We start from the raw sequence: 15,211 nt of genomic DNA on the forward strand, positions 1-15,211 counted from the left end.
AACGTCCAATGACTGCCGCTGTCCTACATGTCACGCCGGATTCTGTTCCGGCGAACGAACGGGTATTTGAAAGTGAATGCCTGGTTAAAAGCAATATGCCGGTCAATAACGACTACCGGTTGCTGATCCTTGATGCCCCGGCCGAGATTCTGAACTGCACGCCGGGCCAGTTTTTTCACATCCAGTGCCCGGTGCGCGGGGGGCATCAGCCCTATCTGCGCCGCCCCATGAGCATCTATGGCTATTTCCCGGAAAAGGGCGAATTGCAGTTCCTTTATAAAATCGCGGGCGAGGGGACGGCAGCCCTGGCCGAACTTGAAAGCGGTGAAAGCCTGAATGTTGTGGGGCCGCTGGGCCAGGGTTTCCATATTGCCGATGACTGGCAAAACCTGTTGTTGCTCGCCCGTGGTGTGGGGCTGGCAACGCTGGCACCCTTGGCGCTGGAGGCACAGCGCCTGGGCAAAAAACTAACCGCGATTTGTAGTGCCCGTTCGCCCGAATTGCTGATGTCGATTGATTATTTCCGCGATTTGGGTGCGGAGATTATCACCGTTACTGACAGAGAAGGAACCTCTGACCTAGCCCATTTGCAGGGTGTGATTGAAGGTTTGATCGCGGGTCCGGGCATTGATGCCTTTTATACCTGCGGGTCCAACCGGTTGCTGAAGCTGCTTCAGGAACTGGGTGCGAAGCACGGCATTCCCGGCGAAATTGCCCTGGAACAGCAAATGGCCTGCGGGCTGGGCATGTGCCAGTGCTGTGTGCGCTCCTTCCGGGCGGAAAACGGCATTGTGCATAAACGGGTCTGCAAGGAAGGCCCGGTATTTGACCTTCAGGAGGCAATGGGATGGTAGATCTTTCCGTTCAGATCGGCGATTTGTGCCTGAAAAACCCGATCATGCCCGCCTCGGGCACATTCTCCGAGGATCTGGCGACGGTTTTTGACCTCAACCAACTGGGAGCATTGGTGACTAAAACCATCACACGCGGCATTCGTCAGGGCAACCCAACGCCGCGTGTGTGCGAAGTTTCGGGTTCGATGCTGAATTCGATTGGCATTCCCAGCAAGGGGGTAGGGCCGTTTATTGCCGATATGGTGCCGTTTTATCAGGCCTATAACAGCCCGCTGGTGGTCAGTATTTCCGGCAACACCGCCGATGAATTTGCCCGCCTGTGCGAGGAAATCAGCGTGCCCGGCGTGGCGGCGATCGAAGTCAATATCTCCTGCCCGAATATCGAGGAAGACGGCAAGGCCTTTGCCATGCGCCCGGCTTCCACGCTGGATGTGATGCGCAAATTGCGTGCGGCGACCGATTTGCCCTTATGGGCGAAATTGACCCCCAATACCGGCGAAACATCCGACGTCGCCCGTGCCGCCGAGGAAGGCGGGGCCGACGCCCTGGTGGTTTCCAACACCATGCTGTCCATGTCGATTGACGTTAAATCGCGCAAGCCGCGTTTGGGGAATTTGATGGGCGGGCTTTCCGGCCCGTCGCTAAAACCGATCAGCCTGCGCATGGCCTATCAATGTGCCAAGGCGGTGGATATTCCGGTTATTGGCTGTGGCGGCATTTCCACCATTGATGATGTGCTGGAATATCTGATTGCCGGGGCATCTGCCGTACAGGTTGGGACAGCGACCTTCATTCATCCGACCGTGATGGTGCAAATGATTGGCGCGCTTGAGGCCTATTTGACGGAACATAACATTCCCTCGGTTCGCGACCTGATTGGCAGTGTCCGTGACGAGGAAGCCGCCGACACCGTTGTCTTTATGGAGGCCGCACCATGAACACGATCGTTCCCCGATCAACCTTCTCGCAGCAGGACCGTGACCTTGTTGCCAGCCTGTTTGCCGATATAGGTGCGCAAACCGCCGATACCGAAGGCGTTAGCCGCCCGGCCTATTCGGCCATCGAAACCGCAACGATTGATTATCTGGTCGCATTTGCCCGCAAGCACGGGCTTGAAGTGGAATTTGATGCCGCCTGCAATGCGCTGTTTTCCCTGCCCGAAGACCTGGCAGCCGAAAAGTTTGTGCTGGTTGGCTCGCACGCTGATAGCGTACCAAATGGCGGCAATTTTGATGGTTTGGCCGGTATCCTTGCCGGTTTGATGTGCCTGGTACGTGCCAAAAACGAAGGCCGCCGCTTTGCCCGCCCGGTTAAGGTAATTGCCCTGCGCGGCGAGGAAAGTGCCTGGTACGGCCCGTGTTATATTGGCTCCAAGGCGCTGTTTGGTCTTTTGGGCACGACCGAGCTTTCGGCCCGTCACAAGGGCGATAATCGCCCGCTGGCCGATCATATGGCCGAGATTGGCATTGATATGGCCCCGGTGAAGGCAGGGGAAAAGCTGTTTGATCCGTCCTGCCTGCTGGCCTATGTCGAACTGCATATCGAACAGGGGCCGTTGCTGGTGAACAAGGATTTGCCGGTTGCTAATGTGTCGGGCATTCGTGGCAATTTCCGCCACAAGGCGATTACCTGCATTGGTGAGGCAGGACATTCCGGCGCGGTGCCGCGTGCCTATCGCCGCGACCCGGTATTGGCCGCAGCCGACCTGTTTACCCGCCTGGATGACGACTGGGATACGATTTTGCAAAAGGGCGATGACCTGGTGTTAACCAGCGGCGTTGTGGGGACTGACCCGCAAAAGCACGCCATTGCCCGCATTCCTGACAGCATATCCTTTAGCCTGGATGTGCGCAGTCAGGATGCCTCGACACTGGATGCGATGCGCGATTTGCTGCGTGCCCATATGCGCATTGTCGAACGTAACCGCAAAGTCCGGTTTGAACTGGATGACGAACTGGGTGTGGCCCCGGCCCTGTGTGATGGCGATGTGGTGGCGGGTATTTCGGCTGCGATGCGCCGCCTTGGGTTTGAGGATTATGTCATGCCCAGCGGGGCGGGGCATGATGCCGCCGTTTTTGCCAATAACGGGGTGCCAACCGGCATGATCTTTATTCGTAACCGGAATGGATCACACAACCCGCGCGAGGCAATGGAGATTGATGATTTCATGGCGGCAAGTTCGGTTTTGTATGAATATCTCACCCATTCGGAGGCCGCATGACCGCAACAGAATTGACGTTGCGCCGCCCGGATGACTGGCATTTGCATTTGCGCGATGGGGCGATGATGCGCACCGTATTGCCCTATAGCAGTGGCAATTTTGCCCGTGCGATTATTATGCCCAATCTGGTACCGCCCGTGGTGCGCGGGGATGATGCCCGGGCCTATCGTGACCGTATATTGGCCGCCCTGCCACCCCGGCATGATTTTACCCCGCTGATGACACTGTATCTGACCGAAACCACCGATGCCGATGATGTGGCAAAGGCCCATGAGGCCGGGCTTGTTTCAGCACTTAAGTTATATCCCGCCGGGGCGACCACCAATTCCGATTCCGGCGTGCGCGATATTGACCGTATCATGCCGGTTTTGGAACGCATGGCCTTGCTGGGTATTCCGTTATGTGTACACGGCGAAGTCACCGACCCGGCGATTGATATTTTTGACCGCGAGGCGGTTTTTATCGAAAAGGTTTTGCGCCGCATTGTTGACCGGGTGCCTGAACTGCGCATCATCATGGAGCACATCACCACCGAGGAAGGCGTGCAATATGTGTGGGAAGGCGGGCCCAATATTGCGGCGACCATCACCACCCATCATTTGATCATTAACCGTAATGCCATGCTGGTGGGCGGCATTCGCCCGCATTATTACTGTTTGCCGGTGGCAAAACGCGAAAAGCACCGTTTGGCTTTGCGTCGGGCGGCAACATCGGGCAATGAAAAGTTTTTCCTGGGTACGGATTCCGCTCCGCATCTTGACGCACGCAAGGAAAGTGCCTGTGGCTGTGCGGGGATGTTTACCGCGCCCAATACCCTTTCCTGTCTGGCACATGTGTTCGAGGAAGAAGCCGCGCTTGACCATCTGGAGGCTTTTGCGTCATTGAATGGTCCGGCCTTTTATCGCCTGCCGCCCAACGATACACGCATTCGGCTGGTCAAAAGGGAAGTGCCCTTCGATGTTCCGGCAAAAATTGCGACGGATGAGGGGATGCTTACCGTTTTTGATCCGGGATTTCCGCTTTACTGGCATCCCGAAGACGCACTATCGGTGGATCAGGGCGCAAAGCCGTAACCAGAACGAGGACCCGAGATGTTTTCCAATGCCTTTCCCGAACGTGCCCTGATGGCCGAAATGACGGCAAAGATGCTGCTTGAGATCGAAGCGGTTCATTTTCGCGCCGATAAGCCATTTACCTTTACCTCGGGTCTTGCCAGTCCGGTTTATATTGATTGCCGTAAACTGATTTCCTATCCGCGTATTCGCATGACCCTGATGGATTTTGCCGCCTCGCAAATTTTGCGCACTGCAGGCTTTCAGAAATTCCAGGCCGTTGCGGGCGGGGAAACGGCAGGTATTCCGTTTGCTGCCTGGCTGGCCGACAAATTGGCCCTGCCCATGCAATATGTTCGCAAAAAGCCCAAGGGTTTTGGCCGTGATGCGCAAATCGAGGGGGACATTATAGAGGGGGCAAATGTACTGCTTGTCGAGGATTTGACCACCGATGGCGGCAGTAAAATCAATTTCTGCGAGGCATTACGACGGGCGGGTGCCAATGTCACCGATACGCTGGTGATATTTTATTACGACATCTTTCCGCAGACCCGCGAAAAGCTGAAAGAACACGGGCTGGAACTGCACTGGCTGGCAACCTGGTGGGATGTGCTGGCCGTGTGCAAGGCCCAGAATTATTTTGACCCCAAAACCCTGGATGAAGTTGAAGCCTTTCTGACCAACCCGACCCAATGGTCGGGGCAGCATGGCGGCGCAACCGAAATTACGCTTTGAGAAGGGATACCGAAATGTATGAAAAATTGATCACCGTAATGCAGGGCGATGCCCTTGGCGTTCAGGCCTATGAGGAATGCAGCCGCATTGCCGCAACGGCCATTACCGAAAAATCGGGCGATGCCGCCCCGTTTTTGCTGCTGGGCATGATCGCCAACCGCTTTATCGATGCCTATCGGGACCAGCCCTTGTCGCGCAAAACCGCCGAAGACCAGGCCAAACGCTATGTCGCGCTATGTCGCGCCTTTCGCGAAGCCTTTGAACAGGGCAGCGATGCCGACAAGCTCAATATTCTCAATGAAACCGCGCGGGCCTATAACGCCGAAACCCTGTAAGGGCGTTTCGCCTGTTTCATATGAACGGACCCTGACCGGCAGACTGCCGCCTGTTTTACCGGCGGCAGTTTTTTTTACCCGGTCGGAAGCATGTTGCTGTTTTAATGCCTTCGGCCATTGCATGTCATGTTGGCTTGCAGGCATTGTGAATGACATTCGTCATCATCTGGTGGTTCGGGCCGTTTGGCAGCAGGGCCGCCGTCCCGGGAGATTGAAATCATGTCTGAAAATCGCGACGTCCTTGTTGTTTCGCCAGCACTGCCGCATCAAATGGAACTACTGGCGCAGGAATATACCCTGCATCGTTATGACAAAAGTGATGACCGTGACGCCCTGATTGCCAGCGTTGCGGAAAGTGTACGTCTGGTGATGACAACGGCAGGGGTGGGTGTTTCGGTGGAATTGATGGATAAATTGCCGAACCTGGAAGTGATTACCAGTTTCGGTGTGGGATATGATTCCATCGATATTGCCGCCTGCACCAAACGCGGCATTCGTGTGACCAATACGCCCGATGTGCTTAATGATGATGTGGCTGATACCGCCATCATGCTGATGCTGGCAACCCTGCGCCGCCTTGTGGTTGGCGACCAATGGGCGCGCAGTGGCAACTGGTCAAAAAACGGGGCCATGCCGTTAACCACCACCTTGCACGGCAAAAAGGTTGGCATTGTCGGGTTGGGGCGTATTGGCAAGGCGATCGCCAGCCGGGCCGAACCGTTTGGGGTGGGACTGGGTTATTTTGGCCGTTCACAGCAGGATGATGTTCCCTATCCCTATTTTGACGATTTGCTGAAACTGGCCGGTTGGGCCGATGTGCTGGTGCTGGCCTGCCCGGGCGGGGAGGCGACCCGCAACCTGATTGATATGAATGTGCTGCGTGCCCTGGGGCCGACGGGGTATGTTGTGAATATCGCGCGTGGAACCGTGGTGGATGAACCCGCCCTGATCACGGCACTGCGCGATGGTATTATTGCCGGGGCTGGGCTGGATGTTTTTCACAACGAACCGCATATGAACCCGTCCTTTGCCGATTTTGAAAATGTCGTGATTTATCCGCACCATGCCAGCGGCACCGTGGAAACACGCAACGCAATGGGGCAGCTTGTTGTCGATAATCTGGTGGCGTTTTTTGCTGGCAAGCCCCTGATAACGCCAGTGAACTAAAGGCATGAAGGATAGGTGGCGGGCCGGTTATTCGGCCCGTTTGCCTTGGCAGGATCCCGGTGTTTGGATAATCTGGCGCTATGACACAGGGCAAAGACCTTAAAATCCGTTTGAAAATTGAGCTGCCAGGCGGGGTGCGCCTTGGCTATGGCAAGGTTGATCTGTTGCGTGCAGTGGCCCGGGAAGCATCAATCTCGGCGGCGGCGCGCACGATGGGCATGTCCTATCGTCGGGCCTGGTTGCTGATCGACGAGCTAAATAAAAGTTTCGCCAGCCCGGTGATTGAAACCCGCATTGGCGGCAAGGCGCATGGCGGTGCGACCCTGACGCAAATGGGCGAAAAGATTGTTGCCATCTATCAGGCCGCAGAGGAACAGGCCAAAACGGCAATGGCCGAAAATCTGAGCGACCTTGCGGCCTGTCTGGCACCAGAAACGGAGATTGTAACGGAAACGGGAACCGTAACGGGTGATCTGGCTGAGTTTTCGGAGACAGACGAAGCCTGACTGTTTTTCCTTAAGCATCCGTATCGCGCAATTTGCCATCGACCGTAACCGATTTGATTACGGCATAAACCTGCTGGCCAACTTCCAGTGACAGGCGTAGCGCCGACCAGTTGGTGATGCGGGCCTGAATAACCGGGGTTGTTAGTATTCTGCCCTTGGCGGCATGGCCGAGGTGAAGGGCGGCCTCGATATTGCCGGTGCCAACCGGGGTCAGGGCGGCAATGGTGGCGGGTAAAATGTTATTGGCGCTAATGCCGTCGGGAATGGATGTTGCGATCATCACATCGCGCGCGCGAATATGCAGGCGGGTTTGTTGCGGGATGGTGCTGGCGTGGGTGGTCGTAGTGTTCGCCGAAGGTAAAAGCGGCACAATCAATTGATGCCCGGCACAGCCCAGATAGGAAATGCCGCCTTTTGGATCATGACCTGTTACCGTGGCCGGAATAACCGCTCCGGCGTCAAACTGCCCGGTTAGCGGGGCCAGGTCGGTGCGGGCCAGAATATCAAATACCGACCCGCTGGCGCGCACGCGGCCCTTATCCATCACCACGATATGGTCAGCCAGCCGGGCAACTTCATCAATTGAATGGCTGACATATAAAATTGGCAGGCGGCGCTGATCGCGCAGCGCCTCCAGATAGGGCAGGATTTCTTCCTTGCGGGCCTGATCAAGGGCGGAAAGCGGCTCGTCAAGCAACAAAATATCCGGGTTGCCCAACAGCGCCCGTCCGAGCGAGACACGCTGCCTTTCCCCGCCCGAAAGTTTCGCCGGGCGGCGGGACAGTAAATCGCCAATGCCCAGCATGGCAATGATGGCGTCAACCTGGTTTTCCGGCAGCCGGTTTGTCGCACGGCGATGGGCAAAAAACAGGTTTTTGCGCACGGTTAAATGGGGGAATAGCCTTGCATCCTGAAACACATATCCCACCCGCCGCTTGCGCGGGGACATATGGGTTTTCGTTGCGCTATCAAAAACCGTGCTGTCATTAATGGTAAGGGTGCCGGAATCCGGCTTGATCAATCCGGCAATGGCATTAATCAGGGTGGTTTTACCACTGCCCGAGGGGCCAAACAGGGCGGTGATGCCCGGTTGTTCCACCTTGAACTGCGCCTGTAAATCAAGGGTTCCGGCTTGATGGCGAATGTTAATCTTCAGGCTCATGGGCGGACCTGCCCGGTCAGTTTCTGGCGGATGCCGCGCATGGCCATTTCCGAAATAACCAGCCCGAACAGGGCCAGCCCGATGGACAGGGCGGCAAGCCGTGCGGCCGCCAGTTCGCCCCCCGGTGTTTGAATGGCGGTATAAATTGCCAGCGGCAGGGTGCGGGTTTCGCCGGGAATGTTCGAGACAAAGGTAATAATCGCGCCAAATTCGCCCAGACTGGCACTAAAGGCGGTGATCGCCCCGGCAATGATGCCGGGCAGGGCCAGGGGCAGGGTAATGTTAATAAACCGGTCAAACGGCCCGGCCCCCAGCGTTTCGGCCGCCTGATGCAGGCCGGGATCCATATTTTCCAGCGCAATGCGTATGGCACGGACCTGAAAGGGGAAGCTGACAATACCTGCCGCCAGGGCGGCCCCGCCCCAGCTAAAGACCAGGCGAATATCAAATGTATGAAGCAGCCATGCCCCAATCGGCGCACGGGTGCCAAAACTGATCAGCAGCAAATACCCCATCACCACTGGCGGCAGGATCAGCGGCAGATGCACAATGGCATCAAGCAGAAACCGGCCGGGAAATCGCCCGAATGTCAGCGCGCTTGCCGCCAGGATGGCAAAGGGCAGGGCCCCTGCCACGGCGACAGCGGCAATTTTCAGGCTTAACAGCAGGGCATCAATTTCGGCGGGCGACAGCGTCATGGGGGAGGGGGCCTGTTACTTGCTGATCGGGTCGTCGTTATTATTGGGGCAGGGTAAAACCATATTGGCCGAAAATGGCGCGTGCATCAGGTGATTTTAAAAAATCCAGCAGGCGGGTGGATGCCGGGTTTTTCATATCCTTCATCACCGCAACCGGATAGGTGATGGCAGGATGGCTGTTTGCCGGGAAAGTCGCAATGATTTTAACGCCCTTGCTGATGGCGGCATCGGTGCCATAAACAATGCCAAGCGGGCTTTCGCCGTGTTCCACCAGGGCAAGGGCGGCACGAACATTATCGGCGCGTGCCAGGCGGGATTCGGTTTTTTCCCACATGCCGAGCTTTCCCAGTGCCTGTTTACCGTAAATACCGGCTGGCACATGGTCCGGGTCGCCCATTGCAATGCGGTCATCCTTGCCAATCAGGCGGGTCAAATCGCTTTTGGTATCCAGCGTTATATTGCTCAGTTTGCTGTCTTTCGGGGCAATCAAAACCAGTGAATTTCCCAAAAGGTCGCGGCGGGTGCCTGCCTCCAGCAGGTCCTGTTCTGACAGCCAGTCCATCCATTTTTCATTGGCGGAAACAAAAATTTCTGCCGGGCCGCCCGCCGCAATCTGGCGTGCCAGGGTGGATGAACTGGCAAATGACAGGCGCACATTATCGTCCGGGTTTTGTTGTTCATAGGCTTTGGCAACATCACCCATCGCGTCTGTCAGGCTGGCAGCGGCAAAAACGGTGATGTCCCTGGCTTGGGCAAAGGCGGGCATCATGAAAAGACCAATTCCTGCTGCCAGGCACAGCAGGGGGCGGGGCAAAGGGCTGAACATAGGGGGCTCCGGTTATCACTAAATCACCTATCGCTATATTTCATTGGATATAGCGATAGGTCAAGCAACCATTGCGTTATGCGGGGTGCGAACCGGGCAGGTAGGGATGGAACGGGGCAGCGCGTTTTAATTCTGGCAGGCAGCCGTCAGGGCCGGGTCATTATTTGCCAGCGGATCCATTTTAATGTCACCCTGCGGAAAGCCGTTATCATCAAGGTTTGTCGCGGGCGTAATGAAACCGGCCTGCTTGCTGTCACAGTCAATCAGCCGGGTTGTTGCCATCGCCGGATGGCCCTTTTGCAAATACACGGTGGTGATTTGCTTTTGCGCCGGATTCTGCGGGTTGGGAACATTTTTACCGGCATCTATCGCGGTAAAGCGATTTATGGGCGGGCTGATCAGCGTCCAGGGTTTATAGGGCGTGTTGGCGGTAAGTGTTTCGGTGACAATGACATTATCGGGCAGGCGGGCCGATATGCGCCCAAACCAGCTATAATCATCCCAGATCATATAGCCAAACATGCCAAGGGCGGCGGTGAGCGGGATCAGATATTTCGGGGCCTTGCGCCCGGTCAGCCGAAATCCGAGCATAACAATGCCAGCGCAGGCAAAGCCGACCACGATGGTGGTAAAAATAAAGACAAACATGGTCTGTGGTTCCTGCGGTTGCGGTCGCTTGCGCGCGTAAATGCTGTAAATGACTTAGCGCAGGACACGATCCAGCTCAAGTTCGCCTTTCGGATCACGCTTGTCGATCTGGGCCAAAAAAAGTTCGGCCGTGGCAATGGCGTCGGTTAGGGCATTGTGGGCCCGATAGGGCGGTAAATTATGGGCCTTGCGCAGGTTTTGCAGTTTTAGCGCCCCGCTTTTGAGCGGCGTGCCCTGGCGGTGAATATCGCGCAGACCCAAAACCAGCGTATCCACAGTTGGCATTTGCAGCGAGGCCCCATAAAGCCTTTTGCACGCTCTTCCTAAAAATCCCAGTTCAATCGGGGCATGATGTGCCAGCAAAACCCGCCCGGCCAGTATCGGCAAAAGCTGACGCAGGATCTCATCGATATCGGGCGCATTTTCCAGATGACTATCAAGAATCCCGTGCACAACAGCCGAACTTTCGCGCACGTCCCGGTTGGGGCGCACCAGCGTGTGATATGCACTGGATAAATCCACCCCGCGATTACGCACCACCACCCAGCCGATGCTGATAATGGCATCCTTTTTCGGATGAAGGCCGGTGGTTTCCAGGTCAACCGCGACAAATTCCACATCGGAAACCGGTTTTTCCGGGTCAACCGGCGGAATGTCGTAAAATTGCGCCAGCGGGCCCCTGGCACGGTTGCGGTTCCAGCGCCGGTAAAACTGGCTGTCCTTTAGTTTTTCCTGAAGACCCATATTCTATCCTGCATTGCTATGTCGCTCAAATGTGCCGTGCCTGTCAGGTGCCGCTTTTGCCAAAGCTGCTTTCAAGTGCGGATTGCAGTGTTTTGATCACGTTAAACGCATCCTTGAGGTGGCTTCGCTCGAAGGCGGAAAGGCTCTCGGGATGTAAAAAGTTGTCCGGCCGTTGACCATCGCGGATTTGCGCGACCTGGTGTTTTAAGCGGGTAATGCTGATGAACTCATAGGCATCCATCAAATCGCGCGCACCCTGCGCGCTGATCGAACTGGTATGCAGGGCAGCCTGCAGGCGGGCAGTGGTATTCACCGCCGCAATGCCATTGCCCAGCGCGTGAATGCGGGCAATATCAACAATCGGCACCACGCCACTATGTTTCATATCCAGGGTGCGGTCATGCTCGCCTCCCCGGATCATGACGAAATTGCGGAAAAACCCCAACGGCACCTGATGGCTTTGCGCATTGCCGACCATAAAGGCCAGGAAAATCCGGTTACCCGATGCCAGCCTTAGAATTTCGCGGTGCAATTGCGCGTAAAGATCGGTTTTGCCGTAAATCGGCCGCAGGTCAAACCAGACCGAACACAGCATTAAGGCCTTGGGTTCCGGGCTTTGGATCCAGGTGGTGAAATACCGTTGCCATGTTGCGACGGGCTGGCGCCATTTTTCGGTTTTCGCCATCATCTCGCCGGGGCAGTAAACGTAACCGGCCTCGTTTAAACCATCACAGACGAATTCCGCCAGATTGCGGAAATAGTCACCATGCAGGGCAGGGTCATAGGTATCATCCAGCATCAGGCAGTTATCCTGGTCTGAAATGGCGGTTTGTTCCTGCCGCCCCTGCGAGCCACCTGCCAGCCACACATAGGGCACGGGCGGGGGACCAAATTTCTGTTCGCCCAGTTCCAGTAACCGCGAGGTCACGGTATCGGCCAGCGTGGTCACGATATGTCCGGCATTTTGCGATGTGGCCCCGGCATCAATCAACTGGCGCAGCAGTTCGGGAATTTGCGCAATCACACCGGCCATATCGGCAGGGTTGTCCATTTTGCTGATTTGACCGGCCATATAAACCGCCGACAGCGACTGACGCATCAACAGGTTGGTGGTGGTAATAACGCCAACCGGCGTATCCGCCCCCGGGGCCACCACCGGCAAATGGCGGATGTTGTGGCGTGTCATGGTCAGCAGGGCATCAAAGGCATAGGCGTCGGGCGCAATCGAGATGGGGTTGGGTGTCATCACGGCAGATACGGGTGTTGCGTAATCCAGCCCCTGTGCCACCACGCGGTTGCGCAGGTCGCGGTCCGTAACAATTCCGGCAATTTTGCCCGCTTCGTCCGTCAGCAACAGGCAGGAAACCCGTTCCTTGCTCATATGCTGCCCGGTTTCCAGCAGCGTTGCGCTTTGCGGCAGGCTGACCACATCACGGCCAATCAGGTTTTTGACCTGAAGGCTCATCAGTTTGAGCTGGTCTTCGTCGCGGGCTTCGGCCATTTGCATACCGCCGCGCAGGCGTGCCCCGCCCATCAATTCAAAGAAATAGGCAAATTGCGGGTGCTGGCGGGCCAGGTCGTGAAAATCGCTTTCGGGCAGTTGGTACACCAGGGTGTCTTCAATCGCGGTAATGCGGTTGGCCGCCTTGCCGCCGCGAAACATGGCGCGCACGCCAAAACATTCCCCTTCGGACAGGCGGGCGAGCAACTGGCCGTCTGGCGATTGGGTTTCAACCGCACCGGTACGCACAATGTGCAAATGCAGGCAGGTAATATCGGGTTGTAAAATGACCGACCCCTTGCGGAAATACCGTGCCGTCAGGCGCGCCGGGATTTTGTCCAGCGCGCTACCCGGCAGCAGGTCAAACGGGTGATGGGCGGCTAAAAAATCGCGAATGTCTTTTAACTCTAGGCTCATGTTATTCCCCGGTTGCAAAGGATCGGGCAGGTTGCCGGAAGGTGTGTCATCTTCCGGGCATTCACCCTAACGCAAAGACCCCCGCATGTCTTTGACATCGCGGGGGTCCTGTTCATTTTGGCTGATATTTTTTCAACCTGAATGGATATTGCCGGTTTTAATGGTCAACGGCAGCCCCGGCCCCTTTGGGGATACGGATCTGTTCAACCATGTCCTGAATATGCAGTGGGGGTTCTGCCGTTATTTTGGAAACGGCAAAGGCCACAATGAAATTCAGCAACATACCAACCGCACCAATACCTTCCGGTGAAATGCCAAACAGCCAGTTATCGGCGGTATTGGCAATCAGCGGGGTAATGAAAACACCCTTGTAGGTGATGATATAGCTCATCGTGAAAACAAGCCCGGTCAGCATCCCGGCAATGGCGCCTTCACGGTTCACCTTCTTGGAGAAAATCCCCATGATAATGACCGGGAACAGTGATGCCGCGGCCAGACCAAAGGCAAAGGCCACCACCTGTGCAACAAAGCCCGGCGGGTTATAACCCAGATACCCGGCAATGCCGATGGCAACAGCAGCAGCAATACGGCCCGTCATCAGTTCCTGCTTTTCGGTCATATCCGGTGTGAAAGTACCTTTCAAAAGGTCATGCGAGATACTTGATGAAATCACCAGAAGCAGGCCCGCCGCCGTTGACAGGGCCGCGGCAATACCACCGGCCGCCACCAGGGCGATCACCCAGTTGGGAAGCTGGGCAATTTCCGGGTTGGCCAGCACCATAATGTCGTTGTCGACCTTCAACTCGTTGCCTTTCCAGCCATATTGTTCGGCCTTGGCGGCAAAGGCGGCATTGGCATCGTTGTAATACTGGATGCGGCCATCGCCGTTTTTGTCGTCAAAGGCCAGAAGGCCGGTGCTTTCCCAGCGTTTCATCCATTCCGGGCGGTCTTCAAATACCAGGTTGCCATCGGGAGATCCCACCGGGCCGGTTTGCACCGTTTCGGTAAGGTTCAGGCGGGCCATTGCACCCACGGCCGGGGCGGTGGTGTAAAGAATGGCAATAAAAACCAGTGCCCAACCGGCAGACGAGCGGGCATCACGCACCTTTGGTACGGTAAAGAACCGCACGATAACGTGCGGCAAGCCCGCCGTGCCGACCATCAGCGCCAGGGTAATGGCGAAGATGTCGATCGTGGATTTGCTGGTGGTGGTATATTCCAGGAAACCCAGTTCGGTCACAACCTGGTTCAGGCGATCCAGCATATATTCGCCGGTGCCATTTACCGTGGACCCAAAGGCAAGCTGCGGGATCGGATTGCCGGTCAACTGAAAGGCAATGAAAATCGCCGGGACAGTATAGGCCACAATTAGCACGCAATATTGTGCCACCTGGGTGTAGGTCACACCCTTCATGCCGCCCAGCACGGCATAAACAAACACAATGCCCATGCCAACAATCAGGCCGGTCAGAAGGTCAACTTCCAGGAAGCGCGAAAACACAATGCCAACACCGCGCATCTGGCCCGCGACATAGGTAAAGGAAATGAAGATCAGGCAAATCACCGCAACGATACGGGCGGTTCTGGAATAGAAACGGTCGCCGATGAATTCCGGCACGGTAAATTTGCCATATTTGCGCAAATAGGGTGCGAGCAACATCGCCAGCAGGCAATACCCGCCGGTCCAGCCCATGAGGTAAACCGAACCGCCATAGCCCAGAAACGCAATCAGACCGGCCATCGAAATGAACGATGCCGCCGACATCCAGTCCGCCGCCGTTGCCATGCCGTTGACAACCGGGTTCACCCCGGAACCGGCCACGTAAAATTCGCCAGTCGTGCTGGCCTTTGCCCAAATGGCAATACCGATATAAAGCGCGAAGCTCAAGCCCACGGCAATATATGTAAGGGTCGTAAGATCCATGTAAATGCTCCCCAATACAAATGGCCTGCGTGGGCCTATTCGTCTTCCCGGACGTTGAATTCACGGTCCAGCTTGTTCATCTGCCAGACATAAACGAAGATCAGGGCCACAAAGACATAGATCGACCCTTGCTGGGCAAACCAGAAACCAAGCTGGAAACCGGCAATCGAAATCGTATTGAGGGCATCGACAAACAGAATGCCGCAGCCATATGAGACCGCAAACCAGATGACCAGCAGGGTCAGCACCAGTTTGACGTTGCGTCTCCAGTATTCAGCGCCGGATTTTTCTTCCATTGCGCGTCTCCTTCCTCGGATATGAACCGTCCCGTGCCGGGTTGGGTAATATTGTTATTGATCACCCGGACTTTTAAAAATGCAGTGCCTGATCGCGCAGGTTGCACGCTGCACCATCCTGTTTT

The 15,211-nt window shown here is 56.0% G+C and carries 16 protein-coding genes; 8 read left to right on the plus strand and 8 right to left on the minus strand.

The window, feature by feature from the left end:
* Positions 1-8: 8 nt before the first annotated feature.
* The 8 genes from TH25_RS11955 to TH25_RS11990 all read left to right on the plus strand — a co-directional run bounded on the left by TH25_RS11955 (position 9) and on the right by TH25_RS11990 (position 6,870).
* Positions 9-854, plus strand: coding sequence for a dihydroorotate dehydrogenase electron transfer subunit (locus tag TH25_RS11955; RefSeq protein ID WP_114088656.1), 846 nt, complete (start codon positions 9-11; stop codon positions 852-854).
* The gene (locus tag TH25_RS11960) at positions 848-1,792 is read left to right on the plus strand and encodes a dihydroorotate dehydrogenase (protein WP_114088657.1); all 945 of its coding nucleotides are present in this window, start codon (positions 848-850) and stop codon (positions 1,790-1,792) included. Before TH25_RS11955 ends, TH25_RS11960 begins: the two co-directional genes overlap by 7 nt.
* Entirely contained in the window at positions 1,789-3,075 is a 1,287-nt protein-coding gene (locus TH25_RS11965; protein ID WP_114088658.1) for a Zn-dependent hydrolase, read from the plus strand. The genes TH25_RS11960 and TH25_RS11965 overlap by 4 nt, the downstream gene beginning before the upstream one ends.
* Positions 3,072-4,148 carry a dihydroorotase gene (gene pyrC / locus TH25_RS11970; protein WP_114088659.1) on the plus strand — a complete coding sequence of 359 codons (1,077 nt, stop codon included), beginning with the start codon at positions 3,072-3,074 and terminating at the stop codon, positions 4,146-4,148. Before TH25_RS11965 ends, pyrC begins: the two co-directional genes overlap by 4 nt.
* Positions 4,149-4,166: 18 nt before the next feature.
* The gene (locus TH25_RS11975; protein ID WP_114088660.1) at positions 4,167-4,862 is read left to right on the plus strand and encodes an orotate phosphoribosyltransferase; all 696 of its coding nucleotides are present in this window, start codon (positions 4,167-4,169) and stop codon (positions 4,860-4,862) included.
* Positions 4,863-4,876: 14 nt separating this feature from the next.
* The gene (locus TH25_RS11980; protein ID WP_114088661.1) at positions 4,877-5,197 is read left to right on the plus strand and encodes a hypothetical protein; all 321 of its coding nucleotides are present in this window, start codon (positions 4,877-4,879) and stop codon (positions 5,195-5,197) included.
* Positions 5,198-5,416: 219 nt separating this feature from the next.
* A complete protein-coding gene (locus TH25_RS11985; protein WP_114088662.1) occupies positions 5,417-6,364 on the plus strand; it encodes a 2-hydroxyacid dehydrogenase in 948 nt (315 codons plus the stop codon).
* Positions 6,365-6,444: 80 nt separating this feature from the next.
* Complete coding sequence (locus TH25_RS11990) at positions 6,445-6,870, plus strand: winged helix-turn-helix domain-containing protein (RefSeq protein ID WP_114088663.1); 426 nt, start codon at positions 6,445-6,447, stop codon at positions 6,868-6,870.
* A gap of 10 nt (positions 6,871-6,880) precedes the next feature.
* On the opposite strand, the gene modC is transcribed toward TH25_RS11990, so the two are convergent.
* From modC to TH25_RS12030, 8 genes are all read right to left on the minus strand, one after another.
* Positions 6,881-8,032, minus strand: a complete 1,152-nt coding sequence (modC, locus tag TH25_RS11995; RefSeq protein ID WP_114088664.1) for a molybdenum ABC transporter ATP-binding protein — start codon at positions 8,030-8,032, stop codon at positions 6,881-6,883.
* Entirely contained in the window at positions 8,029-8,730 is a 702-nt protein-coding gene (gene modB, locus TH25_RS12000; protein WP_114088665.1) for a molybdate ABC transporter permease subunit, read from the minus strand. The genes modC and modB overlap by 4 nt, the downstream gene beginning before the upstream one ends.
* A gap of 40 nt (positions 8,731-8,770) precedes the next feature.
* Positions 8,771-9,556 carry a molybdate ABC transporter substrate-binding protein gene (gene modA / locus TH25_RS12005; RefSeq protein ID WP_114088666.1) on the minus strand — a complete coding sequence of 262 codons (786 nt, stop codon included), beginning with the start codon at positions 9,554-9,556 and terminating at the stop codon, positions 8,771-8,773.
* A gap of 126 nt (positions 9,557-9,682) precedes the next feature.
* Positions 9,683-10,204: a hypothetical protein gene (locus tag TH25_RS12010; protein ID WP_181847586.1), complete on the minus strand. Its 522-nt coding sequence runs from the start codon at positions 10,202-10,204 to the stop codon at positions 9,683-9,685.
* Positions 10,205-10,258: 54 nt separating this feature from the next.
* On the minus strand, positions 10,259-10,948 hold the full coding sequence (locus TH25_RS12015; RefSeq protein WP_114088667.1) for an exonuclease domain-containing protein: 690 nt from the start codon (positions 10,946-10,948) through the stop codon (positions 10,259-10,261).
* Between the two features lie 43 nt (positions 10,949-10,991).
* Positions 10,992-12,866, minus strand: a complete 1,875-nt coding sequence (locus TH25_RS12020) for a putative nucleotidyltransferase substrate binding domain-containing protein (protein WP_114088668.1) — start codon at positions 12,864-12,866, stop codon at positions 10,992-10,994.
* Between the two features lie 157 nt (positions 12,867-13,023).
* A complete protein-coding gene (locus tag TH25_RS12025; protein WP_114088669.1) occupies positions 13,024-14,790 on the minus strand; it encodes a sodium:solute symporter family protein in 1,767 nt (588 codons plus the stop codon).
* 35 nt (positions 14,791-14,825) lie between these two features.
* Entirely contained in the window at positions 14,826-15,086 is a 261-nt protein-coding gene (locus tag TH25_RS12030; RefSeq protein WP_114088670.1) for a DUF4212 domain-containing protein, read from the minus strand.
* Positions 15,087-15,211: the final 125 nt, after the last annotated feature.

It is taken from the genome of Thalassospira profundimaris (assembly GCF_003326755.1).
GTDB classification, from domain to species: Bacteria; Pseudomonadota; Alphaproteobacteria; order Rhodospirillales; family Thalassospiraceae; genus Thalassospira; species Thalassospira profundimaris_B.